Source organism: Acinetobacter sp. TWP2-2-3 (assembly GCF_049896445.1).
Taxonomy (GTDB): Bacteria; Pseudomonadota; Gammaproteobacteria; order Pseudomonadales; family Moraxellaceae; genus Acinetobacter.
The window spans coordinates 184,861-202,857 of the sequence record NZ_JAFCUI010000002.1 but is presented as its reverse complement, the minus strand read 5'-3'; the positions used below and the strand labels follow the sequence as shown (position 1 = coordinate 202,857).

The 17,997-nt window shown below is 45.6% G+C and carries 16 protein-coding genes; 8 read left to right on the top strand and 8 right to left on the bottom strand.

The annotated features are described in order from the left end of the window. Nucleotides 1-49: 49 nt before the first annotated feature. The 8 genes from ACP7AK_RS04350 to rplU all read right to left on the bottom strand — a co-directional run bounded on the left by ACP7AK_RS04350 (nt 50) and on the right by rplU (nt 6,690). Nucleotides 50-532, bottom strand: coding sequence for a hypothetical protein (locus ACP7AK_RS04350; RefSeq protein ID WP_180180458.1), 483 nt, complete (start codon nt 530-532; stop codon nt 50-52). 89 nt (nt 533-621) lie between these two features. Beyond that, complete coding sequence (locus tag ACP7AK_RS04345) at nt 622-1,098, bottom strand: tRNA (cytidine(34)-2'-O)-methyltransferase (protein WP_005106302.1); 477 nt, start codon at nt 1,096-1,098, stop codon at nt 622-624. A 303-nt stretch (nt 1,099-1,401) separates the two neighbouring features. Next, nucleotides 1,402-2,784 carry a siroheme synthase CysG gene (gene cysG, locus ACP7AK_RS04340; RefSeq protein WP_425878777.1) on the bottom strand — a complete coding sequence of 461 codons (1,383 nt, stop codon included), beginning with the start codon at nt 2,782-2,784 and terminating at the stop codon, nt 1,402-1,404. A 73-nt stretch (nt 2,785-2,857) separates the two neighbouring features. Further along, nucleotides 2,858-4,129, bottom strand: coding sequence for a serine--tRNA ligase (gene serS, locus ACP7AK_RS04335; protein ID WP_425878775.1), 1,272 nt, complete (start codon nt 4,127-4,129; stop codon nt 2,858-2,860). 100 nt (nt 4,130-4,229) lie between these two features. Further along, entirely contained in the window at nt 4,230-4,991 is a 762-nt protein-coding gene (locus ACP7AK_RS04330) for an RsiV family protein (protein ID WP_425878773.1), read from the bottom strand. A gap of 170 nt (nt 4,992-5,161) precedes the next feature. After that, nucleotides 5,162-5,857: an outer membrane lipoprotein chaperone LolA gene (gene lolA / locus ACP7AK_RS04325; RefSeq protein ID WP_005106298.1), complete on the bottom strand. Its 696-nt coding sequence runs from the start codon at nt 5,855-5,857 to the stop codon at nt 5,162-5,164. Between the two features lie 247 nt (nt 5,858-6,104). Then, nucleotides 6,105-6,359, bottom strand: a complete 255-nt coding sequence (gene rpmA, locus ACP7AK_RS04320; protein ID WP_004280639.1) for a 50S ribosomal protein L27 — start codon at nt 6,357-6,359, stop codon at nt 6,105-6,107. A gap of 19 nt (nt 6,360-6,378) precedes the next feature. Continuing rightward, nucleotides 6,379-6,690 (bottom strand): 50S ribosomal protein L21, encoded by a 312-nt coding sequence (gene rplU, locus ACP7AK_RS04315; RefSeq protein ID WP_004280640.1) that lies wholly within the window; start codon nt 6,688-6,690, stop codon nt 6,379-6,381. A gap of 446 nt (nt 6,691-7,136) precedes the next feature. On the opposite strand from rplU, the gene sdsA reads away from it, so the two are divergent. The 8 genes from sdsA to ACP7AK_RS04275 all read left to right on the top strand — a co-directional run bounded on the left by sdsA (nt 7,137) and on the right by ACP7AK_RS04275 (nt 17,805). After that, the gene (gene sdsA / locus ACP7AK_RS04310) at nt 7,137-8,114 is read left to right on the top strand and encodes an All-trans-nonaprenyl-diphosphate synthase (protein ID WP_005265900.1); all 978 of its coding nucleotides are present in this window, start codon (nt 7,137-7,139) and stop codon (nt 8,112-8,114) included. 15 nt (nt 8,115-8,129) lie between these two features. After that, nucleotides 8,130-10,178, top strand: a complete 2,049-nt coding sequence (locus ACP7AK_RS04305; protein WP_425878770.1) for a site-specific recombinase — start codon at nt 8,130-8,132, stop codon at nt 10,176-10,178. Between the two features lie 152 nt (nt 10,179-10,330). After that, nucleotides 10,331-10,933: a phosphatase PAP2 family protein gene (locus tag ACP7AK_RS04300; protein ID WP_004645802.1), complete on the top strand. Its 603-nt coding sequence runs from the start codon at nt 10,331-10,333 to the stop codon at nt 10,931-10,933. Between the two features lie 36 nt (nt 10,934-10,969). Beyond that, the gene (locus ACP7AK_RS04295; protein WP_425878768.1) at nt 10,970-12,232 is read left to right on the top strand and encodes an efflux RND transporter periplasmic adaptor subunit; all 1,263 of its coding nucleotides are present in this window, start codon (nt 10,970-10,972) and stop codon (nt 12,230-12,232) included. Nucleotides 12,233-12,245: 13 nt separating this feature from the next. Further along, complete coding sequence (locus ACP7AK_RS04290) at nt 12,246-15,422, top strand: efflux RND transporter permease subunit (RefSeq protein ID WP_425878766.1); 3,177 nt, start codon at nt 12,246-12,248, stop codon at nt 15,420-15,422. Next, on the top strand, nt 15,422-16,888 hold the full coding sequence (gene adeK / locus ACP7AK_RS04285; RefSeq protein WP_425878765.1) for a multidrug efflux RND transporter AdeIJK outer membrane channel subunit AdeK: 1,467 nt from the start codon (nt 15,422-15,424) through the stop codon (nt 16,886-16,888). The genes ACP7AK_RS04290 and adeK overlap by 1 nt, the downstream gene beginning before the upstream one ends. A 107-nt stretch (nt 16,889-16,995) precedes the next feature. Further along, entirely contained in the window at nt 16,996-17,352 is a 357-nt protein-coding gene (locus ACP7AK_RS04280; RefSeq protein ID WP_425878763.1) for a YbjQ family protein, read from the top strand. 3 nt (nt 17,353-17,355) lie between these two features. Further along, complete coding sequence (locus tag ACP7AK_RS04275) at nt 17,356-17,805, top strand: YbjQ family protein (RefSeq protein ID WP_253172353.1); 450 nt, start codon at nt 17,356-17,358, stop codon at nt 17,803-17,805. The last annotated feature ends 192 nt before the right edge of the window (nt 17,806-17,997 follow it).

The following is a 17,997-nucleotide window of genomic DNA, read 5'->3' as shown; positions in this document are numbered from 1 at the left end:
AAAAAGGCGCTTCATGCGCCTTTTTTATGTTTTTCATTTTTTGATTTAACTAACGTAGATAACAATCAAAACCCATCTGGGTATTAACCCGATTATTTTCATAACCTAGTTTTTCAATAAACAGACTGCGATTAGACAATAACTTTTGCTCTTCCGGACCTAAACGGGCTCTATTTTTGATAGCCAGTTGATACATTTCATCTACGACATCCTGAAAAATGTCACAGACTTCTTCACGCTTGGCTGGCTTTAATTTACGCCCCCGCCAGGTCCATTGAAAATCATCTGAATTCAGGCTCTGCCCCCATTTTTCAATACGCGCATCTAAGCGTTTTTGCATGTTAAGCAAACCCTGCTGTATTTCTGCCTGAGTAATGGGCTGAACTTCCTTTGTTGCCGATATGGCGGCTCTGTCCTCTTCCGCACTGACGGAAGCCGCAATAGTTTCAAGGCAACATGCGATGACAAGTTTTAATAGAGGCTTCAAAGCAGCACCTTTTGTTATATTTGATGAAGTTATAAACTCAAGCATACAATGAAGTGAAAAGCAGTTTATCTATTTGTTACACAAAATAAAAAAGCCACCCAAAGGCAGCTTTTAGAATCATCACAAATTTCCGCTTAAAGCGTTTTAAAACCTTGCTGACGCCAAGCTTCGTAGACAATTACTGCAGTGGCATTCGACAAGTTCAAACTTCGGGAGTTTTCTGCCATCGGTAAACGAATCCAGTGCTTTTGCGGAAACATCATACGAACATGTTCAGGCAGACCACGAGTTTCCGGACCCATTAACAAGGCCACAGGACGGTTTAAATCCGAAGTATGCGGTGTTTCAGAACCTTTGGTGGTCAATGGATAGATTGCATCCAGCCCAATGCCTTTGCTTGCCAAATCGGCCAGACAGTCTTCGATGTTTTCCCAAATCTGCATATTGGCATATTCGTGATAATCCAGACCGGCACGTTTCAGCTTTTTGTCATCCAACTCAAAACCCAGCGGCTTGACCAGATGTAACTGTGCTCCTGTATTGGCACACAGACGAATAATATTGCCTGTATTTGCAGGAATTTCAGGCTCATATAAAACAACGTGGATCACAGCTTACTCACTCAATATATTTAATTCAGACACAACATTCGCCTTGCGCTCGGGCAAAGCAGTGCTTTGCTTATCCTCTTACTTCAGGCCTAGCCTTCGCCTTGCGCTCGGGCAAAGCAGTGCTTTGCTTATCCTCTTACTTCAGGCCTAGCCTTCGTCTTGCGCTCGGGGCAAAGCAGTGCTTTGCTTATCCTCTTACTTCAGGCACAGCCTTCGTCTTGCGCTCGGACAAAGCAGTGCTTTGCTTATCCTCTTACTTCAGGCACAGCCTTCGTCTTGCGCTCGGGCAAAGCAGTGCTTTGCTTATTCTCGCTCATGCCATTGCAATTGTTCACGTAAGCGTACAACTTCACCAATAATGGTCAAAGTCGGGGCTTGAATCTGATGTTCGGACACTTTGGATGCAATATCAGCAAGCGTTCCTACTACAACTTTCTGTTCAGGCGTCGTACCTTTAGAAACCAAGGCCACTGGCATGTCGGCTCGCTGACCATGAGCGATTAATTCTGCACAGATTTTCTCCAGTCCAACCAGCCCCATATAAAGCACTAAGGTCTGGTTTTCATAGACCAACTCACTCCAAGGCAATTCTGGCGAACCTTCTTTTAAGTGCCCGGTCAGGAAACGCACACTTTGCGCATAATCACGATGGGTTAATGGAATACCGGCATAGGCTGAACATCCTGAAGCTGCGGTAATCCCTGGAACCACCTGGAAAGTAATTCCAGCAGCAAATAGCTCTTCAATCTCTTCACCGCCACGCCCGAAGATAAATGGATCACCGCCTTTCAGACGACAAACCCGCTTTCCTTCACTGGCATATTTCACCAACAAGGCATTAATTCCATCTTGCGGAACCGCATGATTGGAACGTGCCTTACCCACATAGATCTTTTCCGCATCACGACGACATAGATCCATAATTGGTGCTGAAACCAGACGATCGTAAATCACCACATCGGCTTGCTGCATCAAACGTAAGGCTTTTAAGGTCAACAATTCTGGATCACCCGGACCCGCACCGACCAAGTAGACTTCACCTTTTGGCTTTTGCCACTCTTGTAATGCTTGCTCGATCAGGCGATCTGCTTCCGCGATATTGTCGTTGAACACCTGTTCTTTTAGCGGACTGGCATATAAATCTTCCCAGAAAATACGGCGTTCATCCGGATTGACTATTTTAGCCTTAACCGCACTGCGCCATTTTCCTGAAAACTCAGCCAGCTTGCCCATTCCATGCGGAATAGTGGTTTCTAGCTGGGTACGAATCTGGCGGGATAGCACCGGTGAAGTACCGTTACTGGCTACAGAAATAACTAACGGTGAACGGTCAATAATCGCAGGAACCATAAAGCGGCAATGCGGTGGATCATCGACGCTATTGACCAGGACATTTTCCGCTTCACACAGTTCAAAGACCTGACGATTGGTTTCCGCATCGTCAGTTGCCGCAATTACCAGTCGAAATGGACGTAATGCAACTTCAGGATGAAAAGCCGCCTGCACATATTGTCCTTGGCTATTTTGCACAATTCGCAGCAGACTCTCTTCAATTTCAGGCGCAATCACATGAATGATCGCACCTGCTTTTTGAAGTAAAAGTGCTTTACGGTATGCAATATGTCCACCACCGACAATCAGACAAGGTTGCTGTTGCAACTTTAACGAGATTGGAAAAATATCCACGAACTACCTCAAAATTTTAAATCTGACTGTCTATGCAATTTTCATGCACATTTAGGGATGCTGAGATCGACAATTAGTCGATATAAGTCGCACCACACATATATGGACGTAATACTTCAGGAATCTCAATGGAGCCATCGGCACGTTGATAGTTTTCCATCACTGCAAGTAAAGTACGACCCACGGCCAGACCTGAACCATTCAAGGTATGCACAAATTCAGTTTTCTTCTGATCAGCACGGTAACGCGCTTTCATACGACGCGCCTGGAAATCCCCCATGTTTGAGCATGAAGAAATTTCACGGTAGGTATTTTGGCTTGGTACCCAGACTTCCAAGTCATAAGTCTTGGTCGCACCAAAGCCCATGTCACCACCACAAAGTAAAATTTTACGATATGGAAGTCCGAGTGCTTGCAAAATGCCTTCAGCATGGCCAGTCAATTCTTCAAGCACTTGCATCGAAGTTTCAGGTTTTACAATCTGAACCATTTCGACTTTGTCGAATTGGTGCTGACGGATCAAACCGCGGGTATCACGACCATAAGAACCTGCTTCACTACGGAAACATGGTGTATGCGCTGCATATTTCAATGGCAGACGGTCTGCATCAATAATTTCATCACGTACGAAATTCGTCACTGGCACTTCAGCAGTTGGAATCAGATAAAACTCTTTTTCGCCCTGCAGCCTAAACAGATCTTCTTCAAATTTAGGCAGCTGACCAGTCCCACGCAATGAATCTGCATTGACCAGATAAGGCACATAGGCTTCGGTATAACCATTTTGATCAGTATGCGTATTTAGCATGAACTGGGTAATGGCACGTTGTAAACGTGCTAATGAACCTTTTAGTACACTAAAACGTGAACCGGTTAATTTGGTCGCGGTTTCAAATTCCAGACCGCCCATCATTTCGCCTAGATCCGTATGATCTTTGATTTCGAAATCAAATTCACGCGGTGTACCCCATTTCAGGATTTCCACGTTATCACTTTCGTCTTTACCTTCAGGCACAGCTTCATCGGGCAAGTTTGGAATAGACAGTAATTTTTCTTCAAGCTCAGCTTGCAGTTCAGCCAGTGCTGCTTCAGCCGCTTTGATTTCATCACCAATCGCAGACATGCGTGTCATGATTTCAGATGCGTCGCCACCTGCTTTTTTAATTTGACCGACTTGTTTGGCACCGGCATTACGTTCAGCTTGCAGGGTTTCTGTCTTGGACTGAATCTCTTTACGGCGTGCTTCTAGGGACGCCCACTCTTCAACATTGAGTTGAACACCACGTTTTGCCAAGGCTACATTTACAGCCTCAATATTATTTCTGAGTAATTTCGGGTCGATCATAATCAATCTTTGCAGAAGAAAAAAACTGGCTATAGTGTAAGCTCTTAACGTCAAAAAATACAGTGACCCTGACCCTAGCTGCGTCCTATTAGCACAATATTTAGGAAGCTGTCTGCTGCAAAATGGCTAAATATTCAGGGCGAATCACTTCATTTAAATCCGCATAGGACACTTTTAATTCAGGCATTCCTGTTGCTGCGGGAGCTAGTTCTCCTGCCGGATACACCATCACCAGACCTGTTGTATCAAAATAATAGTTATCACTCAGTTTTAACTGCTGTTGTTGAATCCTTTGCGCATTCAGCCATTGAGTATTGGCTTGATACATTGCATTCAGCAGTTTCTGCTCACCGCCATTTAATAATAGTTGAGACAAGGCCAAACGCTTTCTCTGCTTTAGATCAAAATTGATATATTCCACATGTTTCAGAGAAGCATTTTTACTCCTCGCCAGATTGGAGCTTTTTAAGGAAAAAGTCGCCAAATAAGCACGCTGACCAATAAATTCTACCTTGATAAAGCGCTGATCCAGATAATGCGGCTCATCGGCTTTTTTAGGATTTTTCTGGGTGACCTTGGTGAATGCAACAGGTTCGGTATGCTGAATGCGCTCAATAAAATATTGATCAATCCAGTCAATATTACTGTCCACCGTTTGTAGATCGAAGCGTACGCAACCTTCCAGTTCACACACCACTTTGGCTGCCCCTTTCACAGGAACGGTCTTGGCTTCAATTTGCGTAATCCGATCTGCTTGCGCGAGCGTTGCCACTGAGCTGGAGTGAGGCTGACAACCCATCATACCCACAGTGAGTAACAAGACAGCGTAAATTTCAGCAGTTTTCAATAGATTAATTTTCATCCTGAGCTCCCAAAATTTTACAATTTCATTGACTCGACTTTTATTTATTCTAAGATGCTCTCATGTTTAGATATAGCTGAACCTTGTAGTCTGTCCAAAACAATCCAGATGATCGGCAATAAAAAAGCAACCTCGAAAGGTTGCTTTTTTTATCTGGTTCATATTGATGCTTATTGATCAATGATGTCCGTACCTTTTGGTGGGGTAAAGTTAAAGGTAGAGGCTGGAATACTGCTATTTACTTTTACATTGCTAAATTTGATATTGGTGGTTTGTCCCAATGAATCCTGCAAGATCATCAAGCTTGGTGCTTTGTTTGCGCCAAAGCTAATGGTCAGGCTTTCAAACACACCATCGGTATTTTTAGGATACAGCGTGTAATAGGTTTTGCCTTTATTTGGCTGAGTCACCCGGTAAGACTGCATAATCTGGCTGGTGTTTCCTGACAGCAATAACGCCGGTGTATTAGCAACCTGCTCATCTAAGCTTTGACGAACGGCTTGTTGCAAGTCAGGATCATAAATCCATACGGTTTTACCCGTGGTTGCAATGACTTGCTTCGACGGTGCGGTCGTTTCCCAATAGAATTTACCCGGACGCTCAACTTTCATCACCCCTTTAAAGGTTTGATTCATATGTTGTGCGGTCAAACCTTTTTTCTGGGTCGCTCTTGGATTGGTTACCTTGGTACTTTGTTCGAAATTTGCCGTCATGCTACGCACATGATTGAGCTGTTTGACCAGACTGGCTGTTGCCTGTTGCTCCGAAGCTGCCACAGGTGCAGCAAACACGGTTGTACTCATCACCGGTGCTAAAGTCACTGCACCCAGAGCCATAGCACAGACGGTTTTACGAAGCATATTCATAATTTCACCCTTATATTTTGCTTGATCGCAATTTATTTGATAGCTCATCTTAAACGAAAATTAAAAGCTAAAATGATAGAAAATAAGAACTTTTGTATTGTTATTAATTCGAAACTGGTTTTTTTGTTCATCATCATGAAGATTTCAGGACAATTTTTACATTATGGAATGTCGCTTAATCTGAACATTAATTTTCAGGCATAAAAAAACCCACAATAACTGTGGGCTTTTTTTCTATCTCAGCGGATTACGCGTCAACAGATACGTAGCGACGGCCAAATTGACCTTTCACTTCGAATTTTACTACGCCATCAGCAGTAGCAAATAATGTATGGTCACGACCCATACCAACGTTTTGACCAGCGTGGAATTCAGTACCACGTTGACGAACGATGATGTTACCTGCAGTTACAGTTTGACCACCGTAAACTTTAACACCTAACATCTTAGGATTCGAATCACGACCGTTCTTAGTCGAACCACCGGCTTTTTTAGTTGCCATGTCTATTTACTCCTCGTAATTAGCCTGAAATAGCTGTAATTTTCAACTCAGTGAACCATTGACGGTGACCTTGTTGTTTACGGTAGTGTTTACGACGACGCATTTTGATGATGCGGATTTTGTCGTGACGACCATGGCTAACTACTTCAGCAGTTACAGTAGCACCAGCAACAACTGGAGCACCGATTTGAATGCTTTCACCGTTAACAAGCATCAATACGTCATCAAACGTAATAGTCGCGCCAGTTTCAGCTTTCAATAATTCTACTTTAAGGGTTTCACCCTCAACTACACGGTGCTGTTTACCACCGCTTTGGATTACTGCGTACATAATGTACTCCAAACAAGCCCGTGTCGTCGTGCCGATAAAGGAATATATCGAACTTAAGACGTACGCCACTGGGGGGATATCTAAGGGCGAGGATTTTAAGGGATATTCAAAAAAACAACAAGCCATTTTACTGAAATAATAATGAGCAGGATGCGCTAATTATTTAACTATTAAATAATTTCTATCAAATCAAATACTCAAGATATATTCAGCAACAAAATAATACAGCAGAAATCCGGCTAGTTTGATTAATATACTCAGCCTGACGAATAGGGCCACGCCCCCTGACCTTTCCTGATTTTTATGGCTCGAAATATGGATCGAATCTACATAAGATCTATAAAAAGCTGATTTTTAGTGGAGTTTATGCATTTCTTAGGTTTCACTCATGTTATAAATTGTTAAACTACGCCCAGCGATTTACCAGACTAGAGGTTTTCTTTCACATGACCATCGACTTTAAGCAAGACATTCTCGCTCCTGTTGCTAACGACTTTGCTGCGATGGACACATTCATTAATGAAGGAATTACCTCAAAAGTTGCATTAGTGATGGCCGTCAGCAAACACGTAGTGGAAGCGGGTGGCAAACGTATGCGCCCGATTATGTGTCTTTTGGCCGCCAAGGCGTGTGGTGCTGAAAATTTAGAACCGCACCGTAAACTGGCTGCAATTATTGAAATGCTGCATACCGCAACACTGGTGCATGATGATGTGGTAGATGAATCCGGTCTGCGTCGCGGCCGCCCAACGGCCAATGCTACCTGGAATAACCAGACTGCGGTTTTGGTGGGTGACTTTCTGATTTCACGTGCTTTTGATTTGCTGGTCGATCTGAACAACATGGTGTTGCTCAAAGATTTTTCGACCGGTACCTGTGAAATTGCTGAAGGTGAAGTGCTGCAACTACAATCCCAGCATCAGCCGGAAACCACTGAAGCGACTTATTTGAATATTATTCATGGCAAGACCTCGCGCCTGTTTGAACTGGCAACAGAAGGTGCTGCCATTTTGTCGGACAAAAACGAATTCCGTCAGCCTTTAAAAACCTTTGCCGGACATTTCGGCAATGCTTTCCAGATTATTGATGACATTTTAGATTACACCTCCGACGCGGACACGCTCGGCAAAAATATCGGTGATGATCTCATGGAAGGCAAGCCTACCCTGCCATTGATTGCGGCACTGAAAAACACCACCGGTGAGCAACATGAAATCATCCGTCGCAGTATTGCGACTGGCGGTACGGAACATCTGGAACAGGTCATTCAAATTGTCAATGAATCTGGTGCGCTGGATTATTGCCGTCAACGTGCCACTGAAGAAACTGAAATTGCAATTGATGCCTTGCAGGCATTACCTGACTCCGAATATCGTCAGGCCCTGATTAATCTGGCCAAACTGGCCCTACACCGAATTCAGTAACTTTTAAACTCGCCTATGCATATCAATTTTCTAGATCTTTTCCAAAACATGCAGCACCAGCTTGAACAACCTCGGGCGGTGCTAGATGAAAATCTTCTGATTGAATTGGTTGAAAGAATCAGACCTGAAGACAGCAGAAATACCGAAGAGATCGAAGCGAAATTCAATGCATTTATACGGGCCTTATTACTTACCCCGAATGCGGTTGCCACGCTTCAAACCTTTACCCTGCGGATCATTAACCGCTATAAACAGACCGGTCTGTTTTCCGATACCGGCATTTTGTCTCTGGATGGATTCTGGAACCAGCTAAACCAGCGCCTTGGTGCACATGTCTTGCCGCTGATTCCTGACCATCAGCAACTCCAGGAATTATTCCGCAAGGTTTTTTATCAGCGTACCGATAAATACTGGCTGGATTATTTTGATGAAGATGACTGGCAACGTTTATTTTCAGTCCTGAATCAGGGACATTCCAATCAGCCTGAAAAAACCCGAATTAAAGACCAACTGATCAAGGCATTGACCATTTTGTCTTACCGGATCAGTGGTATTGGTCTGCACCCTGAATTTATTAATGCCCAGCCTGAACTGATGGAATATGAATCTCCCTTTCTGGTACAGAATCGTGAGATTAACGAGTTTATTCAGGAATATAAAAAGCGCTATAACACGGTCATCCTGGTCGATTCGATCACCCCACCGGATGCCTCACAAGCACTGGTGATGCTGGAACAATGTCATGATGTCGTGGCCAAGATTCGCCGTTCTACCAAGCGGACTGGCGTCAGTGTCAGCCTGACCTATATGCTGGCACTGCTAGAACAGTGTCTGGAACGGGTTGAGATTCTGCTGAATATGGTCATGGATGACGATGATCTGCGTTATCAATCCATTGGCCTATTTATGGCGGACATTACTGAAGCAATTTATAGCGAACGCAGTGTGCGGGCCCTGCTGGCCACCAATAGTGAACTTTTGGCTTTACAGGTCACTGAAAATGCCAGCAAGACCGGTGAGCATTATGTGAGTACCGACAAGCAAGGCTTTCTGGCCATGTATAAATCGGCTGCAGGTGCTGGTGCCATCATCGCGACAATGGCCACCTTAAAAGTTCTGATGACACGCCTCACCATGGCTCCGTTAATGCAGGCTTTTAGCTACAGCATGAACTATTCGCTAGGCTTTATGCTGATTCATGTCCTGCATTTTACCGTAGCGACCAAACAACCGGCGATGACTGCTGCCGCACTGGCGGCTACTGTACAGCAGCGTAAAGGCTCGAAAATGGCTCAAATTGCCGAGCTGGCCGCGCTGATTGTAAATATCATCCGCACCCAGTTTGTCGCCATTTTGGGCAATATTTCGATTGCGATTCCAGTAGCAGCATTAATTACCCTGCTGTGGGATTTTGCGCTGCATGAACCTTTAATGAATCATGCAAAGGCGGCCAAAACCTTGCATGACCTGAATCCTTTTACTTCGTTGGCAATTCCGCATGCAGCAATTGCCGGAGTATGTTTGTTCCTGTCCGGATTATTGGCCGGTTATTTTGACAATATGGCCGTTTATCGCAAAGTCGGTCCGCGCCTGAAAGCCCATGTGCGGTTATCACAGCTGATGGGGGAAGAGCGTCTTTACCGTTTTGCTGACTATATCGAACGTAATCTGGGTGCATTGGCGGGTAATTTTATTTTCGGGATCATGCTCGGCAGTATGGGCACCATTGGTTTTATTCTCGGTCTACCGTTGGATATTCGCCATATCGCATTTGCCTCTGCCAACTTTATTCAGGGCCTGATTACCATCAATGGCCCTGATATCGGCTTGATCGTAGTGTCTTTTCTGGGTGTGTTACTCATTGGCCTGACCAACTTGTTTGTCAGTTTCACTCTGACGATTATTGTAGCCTTACGCGCGCGCCGGGTGCGTTTTGAACAGTGGAAACCTTTGGCAAAACTGGTCATGACTCACTTCCTGACCCGACCTAGTGATTTCTTCTGGCCACCCAAGCAAAGCATTGAAATTGACGAAAATCATACATCGACAAAAACTCAAAACTGAGATAATTACAGTATATTTAGCAACAAATTCCTTACGAAAAAAATGTAATTCGCATAAAATACGCACACTTGAAAAAAAGTGTACTGACAAGTACACTTTGCTTTAGACAATTGGCCGATCTGCGAACGGTTAAAAGGACAAGGATTTTTGGCATGCATTACTTGTTACTTTTTGTCGGTATTTTATTTTTAATTTTCAGTGTGTTCATCCTGAATATTCCCGCTTTAAACGAGCTCGACTTGCAAGCTGTGGAATGGATGAGTCTGTATCGCACCGAGTTTTGGAATCAAATTACTCAGTCCTTATCCTTAATAGGTGGCATGCCATTTGTATTATTTTTATCCACGCTATGGTGTATTGCATTGCTGTGGTATAAAAAGTATACAAACGCAATTTTTATATGTATCGGAATTATCGGAGGAATTCTCCTAGCTTGGCTGTTGAAATTTGCAATTGCCCGACCCCGACCACCAGAATCCTTGCATCTGGTTGAAAGCTTTGGAAGTTCCTTTCCAAGTGCCCATAGTCTATATGCGGCCTGTCTGGCTTGTCTGGCAATTTACATCCATCGGCAACATTCCCGTTATACCCTCATCGTGATCGGTGCAGTGGTATGGATGCTGATGATGGGGATCTCAAGAGTTTATCTGGGCGTACATTTTCCTTCAGATGTCATATCCGGCTGGAGTATCAGTTTTATTTGGATTTCGTTGTGGTATATGGTCTGGATCAGATATTGCGCGGCTCACAAATAAGAAAATTTAGATATAAATCTAATTAGAGGTGGAATAATGATTTCTGCAAAGCTTTGGGCACCTGCCCTGACTGCTTGCGCATTGGCAACAAGTCTTGCACTTGTTGGTTGTAGCAAAGATCCTAAAGAGGGCCAGCAAGCTGGTGCTCAACAACAAATGCCACCGACTGAAGTCGGTGTTCTTGTTGCACAACCGCAAAGTGTAGAGCAGTCTGTAGAGCTCTCAGGTCGTACAACAGCATTTGAAATTTCAGACGTACGTCCACAAGCCAGTGGCGTGGTGCTTAAACGCTTGTTCACGGAAGGCAGCTATGTGCGTGAAGGTCAGGCCTTGTATGAAATCGATTCAAGTACCAACCGCACTACAGTAGACAATGCCCGTGCAGCGATTGCCCGTGCTGAAGCCAATCTGGGCGTATTGCGTGTGAAGGAAGGCCGTTACCGTCAACTGGTCGGTACCAATGCCATTTCCAAACAGGAATATGATGACATCGCGGCACAGGTCAAACTGGCTGAAGCTGATTTGAATGCCAATCGCGCAACTTTGCGTAATGCAGAAATCAACCTAGGCTATTCGACTGTACGTGCTCCGATTTCGGGCCAGACCAACCGTTCGTCTGTGACAGCGGGTGCCTTGGTGACAGCGAATCAGCCAGAGCCATTGGTAACGATTCAGCGTCTAGATCCAATCTATGTAGATATCAACCAGTCAAGTGCCGAGCTTTTACGTTTACGTCAACAGCTTAATCAAGGCAGCTTGAACAGCTCTAACAATACCAAAGTCAAGTTGAAGCTTGAAGATGGCAGTATCTACCCGGTTGAAGGCCGTCTTGCATTCTCTGATGCCAGCGTGAACCCGGAAACAGGTACCGTGACTTTACGTGCGGTATTCCCGAACAAAAATCACCTGCTTCTGCCAGGTATGTTTGCCACTGCACAAATCGTACAGGGTGAAGTACCGAATGCGTTCCTGATTCCGCAAGCAGCTTTGACCCGTACCCCAACAGGTCAGGCGATGGCGATGCTGGTCGGTGCTGACAATAAAGTGACGCCACGTCCAGTGACTACCGTTGGTTCCCAAGGCAGCAACTGGATTGTGACTGAAGGTCTGAATCCAGGCGATAAAGTGATTGTAGATGGTATTGCGAAAGTAAAACCTGAACAGCAAGTTGTACCAAAACCTTATCAACCTCAAGCTGCTGCGCCACAAGGTGCTGCACCGCAACAGCCTGCAGCGAGCGAGAAAAAGGCAGATGATGCTAAAGAGAAACCTGAACAAAAACCTGCTGCAAATGCATAAGGAGTAATGGTTCATGGCTCAATTCTTTATTCATCGCCCTATTTTTGCATGGGTGATTGCATTGGTGATTATGCTGGCGGGTATTTTAACCATCAGCAAAATGCCGATTGCACAATATCCAACCATCGCGCCACCGACCGTGACGATTTCTGCGACTTATCCGGGTGCATCTGCTGAAACTGTTGAAAATACAGTGACCCAGATCATCGAGCAGCAAATGAACGGTATGGATGGCTTGCGCTATATCTCGTCCAACAGTGCGGGTAATGGTTCTTCGTCTATTTCCTTGAACTTTGACCAGGGTGTCGATCCTGATATCGCACAGGTCCAGGTTCAAAACAAATTACAGTCTGCGACTGCCCTGTTGCCTGAAGATGTACAACGTCAGGGTGTGCGAGTGACCAAATCGGGTGCAAGCTTCTTGCAAGTTTTGGCATTCTATTCACCTGATAGCAGCCTGACTGCAGATGACATCAAAGACTATGTTAACTCGAATATTGCTGAACCTTTAAGCCGTGTGGCCGGGGTCGGTGAAGTTCAGGTCTTTGGTGGTTCTTATGCGATGCGCATCTGGCTGGATCCAGCCAAAATGGCAAGCCTGCAAGTAACGCCAAGTGATATTGCCACTGCAATCCGTACCCAAAACGCACAGGTTGCCGTAGGTCAATTGGGTGGTGCGCCTGCAGTTCAAGGACAAGTGTTAAATGCGACGGTAACGGCTCAAAGTCTGTTACAAACGCCGGAACAGTTCAGCAATATCTTCCTGAAAAATGCCACTTCTGGTGCGCAGGTTCGCTTAGGTGATGTTGCACGAGTTGAACTCGGTGCAGATAACTATCAGTTTGATTCTAAATTTAATGGCAAACCGGCTGGTGGTGTAGCAATCAAGCTTGCGACTGGCGCCAATGCCCTGGATACCGCACAAGCGGTTGAAGAACGCTTAAAACAGTTACGTCCGAACTATCCGCAAGGCATGGTCGACCAACTGGCGTTTGATACAACACCATTTATTGAACTGTCGATTAAGAGTGTAGTTAAAACTCTGATCGAAGCGATTATTCTAGTATTCCTGGTGATGTTCCTGTTCTTGCAGAACTGGCGTGCCACCATCATTCCAACCATGGCAGTTCCAGTCGTCGTATTGGGTACATTTGCCGTCATTAACATCTTTGGCTTCTCGATTAATACCCTGACCATGTTTGCCATGGTATTGGCGATTGGTCTTCTGGTCGATGACGCGATTGTTGTGGTCGAGAACGTCGAACGGGTCATGGTGGAAGAACATCTCGATCCGGTTGCTGCAACTGAAAAATCGATGAAACAGATTTCTGGCGCATTGATTGGTATTACCTCGGTGCTGTCGGCAGTATTCGTTCCAATGGCTTTCTTCGGTGGAACCACCGGGGTCATTTATCGCCAGTTCTCGATTACGCTGGTAACAGCGATGGTCTTGTCACTGGTGGTTGCCTTAACCTTTACTCCTGCCCTGTGTGCGACCCTGCTGAAACAGCATGATCCGAACAAGCCGGAAAGTAATGGTATTTTTGCGCGTTTCTTCCGCTGGTTTAATAGCAGTTTTGACAAGGTCTCTGTGAAATATCAGGGCGGCGTCAACCGCATGACCCACAGCAAGATTTTCTCAGGTGTGGTGTATGCCGTGGTACTGGGTATTATTGTGCTGTTGTTCCAGAAACTGCCTTCTTCGTTCCTACCGGATGAAGACCAGGGCGTGGTCATGACGCTGGTTCAGTTACCGCCAAATGCAACCTTGGAACGTACCGACAAAGTGATCAGCACCATGACCAACTATTTCTTGGAAAACGAGAAAGAGCATGTCGAATCCGTCTTTAGTGTGGCAGGTTTCTCCTTCACGGGTGTGGGACAAAACGCAGGTCTGGCATTTATTAAACTGAAAGACTGGTCAGAGCGTCACAGTCCGGAATCTCAAATCGGTGCCATTATTCAACGTGGTATGGCGCTGAACATGATTGTCAAAGATGCGTCTTACATCATGCCACTGCAATTACCTGCAATGCCTGAACTGGGTGTGTCGGCTGGCTTTAACTTACAGCTCAAAGCTGCAAGTGGTCAAAGTCATGATCAGCTCCTGGCAGCACGTAATACGATTCTCGGTCTAGCAGCACAAGACTCGCGTCTGGCTGGTGTACGTCCGAATGGTCAGGAAGATAATCCACAGTACCGTGTCATTGTCGATCATGCACAAGCCGGTGCATTGGGCGTGAGTGTTGCTGAAATTAACAGCACCATGGGTATTGCTTGGGGCGGTTCGTATATCAATGACTTCATTGATCGCGGTCGTGTCAAGAAAGTCTATGTTCAGGGTGAAGCTGGCTCGCGTATGATGCCTGAAGATCTGGACCAATGGTATGTGCGTAATAACCGCGGTGAAATGGTGCCATTCTCGGCGTTTGCCACAGGCGAATGGACCTACGGTTCACCACGTCTTGAGCGTTATAACGGCGTATCTTCGATGAACATTCAGGGTACACCTGCTCCGGGTATCAGTTCAGGTGATGCGATGGTGGCCATGGAAGAAATCGTGGCGAAGTTACCAGAAATGGGCTTACAAGGTTTCGATTTCGAATGGACAGGTCTGTCTTTGGAAGAGCGTGAATCTGGTGCACAGGCGCCGTTCCTGTATGCCTTGTCACTGCTGATCGTCTTCCTGTGTCTGGCAGCCCTGTATGAAAGCTGGTCGATTCCGTTCTCGGTTCTAATGGTGGTGCCATTGGGTATTGTTGGTGCATTATTACTTACCTTTGGTGGAATGGTATTGCTGCAAAACCCGAACCTGTCGAATAACATTTACTTCCAGGTGGCGATTATTGCCGTGATTGGTCTTTCTGCGAAAAACGCGATCTTGATTGTCGAGTTTGCGAAAGAATTGCAGGAACAAGGTGAAGAGTTATTTGAAGCGACCTTGCATGCGGCAAAAATGCGTTTACGTCCAATTATCATGACCACATTGGCCTTTGGTTTTGGTGTATTACCGCTTGCCCTGGCTTCAGGTGCAGGTGCAGGTAGCCAGCACTCAGTCGGTTATGGTGTACTCGGCGGCGTGATCAGCTCGACCTTGTTAGGTATCTTCTTTATCCCGGTATTCTACGTGTGGATTCGAAGTGTCTTTAAATACAAACCAAAACAACAAAATCAGGAGTATAAGTCGTAATGCAAAATGTATGGTCTATTACAGGTCGTAGCATTGCGGTATCTGCCCTTGCGCTTGCTTTGACGGCTTGTCAAAGCATGCGCAGTCCAGAGCCGGTTGCGCAGGCAGATATCCCGAGCAGCTATATCAATGCGTCTGGTACTTCTGTAGCAGAACAAGGTTATAAAAACTTTTTTGCTGATCAGCGCCTGTTACAGGTGCTGGATCTGGCATTAAACAATAACCGTGATTTGCGTATTGCTGCCCTCAATATTCAACGAGCTCAGCAACAGTATCAGATTACTGAAAACAACCAGTTACCGACGATTGGTGCCAGTGGTAGCGTATTACGCCAGGACACCATGAATTCGCAGAATCGCGGTGCAGTGACGACTTATAATGTCGGACTGGGTGTAACTGCGTATGAACTGGATTTTTGGGGACGTGTCCGCAGCTTGCGTGACAATGCGCTGGATAGTTTCCTGGCGACCCAAAGTGCTCGAGATGCGACGCAAATTGCCTTAATTGGTCAGGTGTCTCAGGCTTGGCTCAGCTACTCGTTTGCCAATGCCAATCTGACTTTGGCTGAGCAAACGCTGAAAGCTCAGCTTGAATCTTTTAATCTGAACAAAAAACGTTTTGATGTCGGGATCGACAGCGAGCTTCCAGTGCGTCAGGCGCAAATTTCGGTTGAAACAGCACGTAATGATGTTGCGAATTACCGCACTCAGGTGGCACAGGCACAAAACCTGTTAAACCTGCTGGTCGGTCAGCAAGTGCCTGCGAATTTATTACCAGCACAACGCGTGACCCGCATCACTTCCAATACTGCATTGGGTTCAGGCTTGCCAAGTGATCTATTGATCAACCGTCCAGATGTTCGTGCAGCAGAATACCGCCTGTCTGCGGCAGGTGCCAATATTGCGGCAGCACGTGCACGTCTGTTCCCGACAATTAGTTTGACCGGTTCAGCAGGTTATGCCTCTACTGATTTAGGCGACCTGTTTAAATCAGGTAGTTTTGCCTGGTCATTTGGTCCGAGTCTGGATATTCCAATTTTTGATTGGGGTACCCGTCAGGCCAATATCCGTATTTCTGAAACCGATCAGCAAATTTCCTTGTCAGATTACGAAAAGTCGATTCAGACTGCTTTCCGTGAAGTGAATGATGCCTTGGCAGTACGTCAGAATATTGGTGACCGTCTTGCAGCTCAGCGCCGTCTGGTCGAAGCAACCAACACCACCTATCGCTTGTCACAGGCACGTTTCCGCGCCGGAATTGACAGCTATCTGACTGTACTGGATGCACAGCGTGCGTCTTATGCAGCAGAACAAGGTTTGTTATTGCTTGAACAGGCCAATCTGAACAATCAGGTTGAAGTCTACAAAACCCTGGGGGGCGGCTTGAAAGTCAATACGACGGATACCTTGCTGAACACACCGTCTGTGTCTGAACAGCGCCGTGCGGCAGAACAACCAGCGCAATAAATTCCAGATAGATCAAGAAAAGCTCACTTCAGTGGGCTTTTTTTATTGCATTTTCAAGGCAGTTTTCCTATTGTCATAGACTAGCGATTTATTTAGAAAACATGCACATGTTAATTAGCAATCTGGAATCTGTACCGGGACATACCATTCGCCAGCAAATTGATGTGGTGTATGGCAGTACCGTACGCAGCAAACATGTCGGACGTGACTTACTGGCCGGCCTGAAAAATATTGTCGGTGGTGAGCTTACCGCCTATACTGAACTGCTGGAAGAATCCCGTCAGGAAGCCATGAACCGCATGATTGAAAAAGCCCGCAGCATGGGTGCCAATGCAATTGTCGGCATACGTTTCTCGACCTCTAATATTGCCCAAGGTGCTTCTGAACTCTTTGTTTATGGGACAGCCGTAGTGGTTGATCCGATCATGCCAAAATTGCCCGACCCTTTTCCGCAGGCAGATTAAAACATGGATGGTTTAATTCTCCAGATCATCATTTTTGCCATTCTGTTTAGTGTCGGTTTCGGCTTTGGTCGTTATAACGAACGTAAACATTTTCGTTATCTGGATGAACAGGAACAACGTCTGGCCTATATCCGGGTGAACAATAGCCGCTTCGTTGTGTCTGAATATTCCGGACAGATGATCAGCAGCAATGTGGTCATTTCCCATGATTATTTTAAATATGCGATTGCCAATGTGCAGAATATGCTGGGTGGCCGTCTGACCAGCTATGAAAGTGTAGTAGAACGCGCACGACGTGAAGCGATTGTACGTTTAAAACTGGAAGCCGAAAAAATTGGTGCGACTCAGATTATGGGCATTCGGCTCAGCACGACTGAACTCGGTATGCAAGGTGGCATGGTGGAAGTCTTTGCTTATGGCACTGCAATCCAACAACCCGCTCAATCCGTTTAAACATCAGTTCAGAAAAAATCTATTGAGATAATGACGCCTGCTACGCGATCCGCGCAGTCAAATGACTCAACTCGAATCAGTTCGACACCTTTAGGATGAAATGTCGTAGAGGAAATAACTCAGACCGTTGCAATCTTCTTTATTGCAAACGGTTCTGTGCTAGGATCTTGAGAAATCAGCAAAATAAATATA